2 protein-coding genes are annotated in these 1,724 nt (G+C 46.6%); both read left to right on the forward strand.

What is annotated here, in order from left to right; all coding sequences use genetic code 11:
• A partial coding sequence (locus GRP75_RS26135) for a beta-ketoacyl synthase N-terminal-like domain-containing protein (RefSeq protein WP_160790792.1) occupies positions 1–886 on the forward strand: 886 nt, incomplete at its 5' end.
• A 15-nt stretch (positions 887–901) separates the two neighbouring features.
• Positions 902–1,724 (forward strand): hydroxymethylglutaryl-CoA synthase family protein (locus GRP75_RS26140; protein ID WP_160790793.1); only part of this gene is annotated, 823 nt, incomplete at its 3' end.

Below are 1,724 nucleotides of genomic sequence, written 5' to 3' on the forward strand. Positions count from 1 at the left end.
GACCTATGAGGCCTACCGGGAAAAAATGTGCTTTGTACCGCCGACCTATGGGGTTTCCTTTATGGATACTGATTTGTGCGGACTATGTACCGAACAGTTCGGTATTCAGGGGTTAGCTTATACAGTCGGTGGTGCATCCGCGAGTGGACAAGTCGCAATCATTCAAGCAATTGAGGCCATTCAAGCAGATCGTGTTGATGTTTGCATTGCAATGGGGGCATTGATGGATATTTCGTATATGGAATGCCAGGCATTGCGATCCTTGGGAGCGATGGGAAGCGAGCGATATGCCGATGAGCCTGCAATGGCGTGTCGACCATTTGATCAATCGCGGGACGGGTTCATCTATGGGGAATCTTGCGGGGTTGTAGTCATAGAACGGGCCGATTCCGCCGTGAGGCGTCGGGAGAAACCTTATGCCAAACTGGCAGGATGGGATATGGGGATGGATCGAAACCGGAATCCCAATCCCTCCTACGAAGGCGAAGTCCGAGTGATTAGAAGAGCTTTGGAGAAAGCAAAGCTGCTACCGGAAGAGATTGATTATATTAATCCCCATGGGACAGGCTCGGTCGTTGGAGACGAGATAGAAATAAAGGCATTACAGGATTGTAAATTGTCACATGCCTATATCAATGCAACCAAATCCATTATCGGTCACGGCTTGAGCGCGGCAGGAACTGTTGAAATTATTGCTACTCTTTTACAAATGAAAGAGTCGAGACTTCACCCTACCCGTAATTTGGAGGAGCCTATCCAATTGGACTGCAATTGGGTGAAGAATGAGTCCGTACCAGCAATTATTCACAATACTATGAATCTGAGCATGGGGTTTGGTGGAATCAATACTGCCATTTGTATGCAAAAATGTGAGTCGCGTATTTGAGAGAGGGGGACGATTATGGTTGTCGTGGGAATTGAGGCAATGAACGTTTTTGGTGGCTCTGCCTATCTGGATGTTATGCAATTAGCCCAACACAGGCAATTGGATCCTGCAAGGTTCGAAAATTTATTAATGAAAGAAAAGGCGGTTGCCCTACCTTACGAAGATCCAGTTACCTTTGGAGTAAATGCGGCAAAACCGCTGGTGGACGCTCTTTCAGAAGCGGAAAAAAACCGAATCGAAATGCTTATCACCTGTACGGAATCAGGTATTGATTTTGGGAAATCAATCAGTACATATATTCACCACTATTTGGGGTTGAATCGGAATTGCAGATTATTCGAGCTCAAGCAAGCCTGCTATTCCGGTACTGCTGGACTCCAAATGGCGGTGAATTTTATTCTTTCTCAGGTCTCGCCAGGAGCAAAAGCGCTTGTAATTGCCAGTGATATTTCACGATTTATTGCTGCTGAAGGCGGGGATGTCTTGAGTGAGGATTGGTCTTATGCTGAGCCAAGTGGAGGCGCAGGGGCCGTGGCAATGCTCATTAGTGAAAATCCTCATGTTTTTCAAATCGATGCAGGCGCTAATGGATATTACGGCTATGAGGTGATGGATACGTGCCGGCCGATTCCAGATAGCGAGGCTGGGGATGCAGATTTGTCTTTAATGTCCTATCTGGACTGTTGCGAGCAAGCGTTTTTGGAATACCAAAAACGGGTGCAAGGAGTGGATTATAAAGATACCTTTCAGTATCTTGCCTTTCATACTCCTTTTGGCGGAATGGTAAAAGGAGCGCATCGCACGATGATGCGAAGGTTGACTCAATCCAAACCAAATG

The organism is Paenibacillus sp. OT2-17 (genome assembly GCF_009827695.1).
Classification (GTDB): domain Bacteria; phylum Bacillota; class Bacilli; order Paenibacillales; family Paenibacillaceae; genus Paenibacillus; species Paenibacillus polymyxa_B.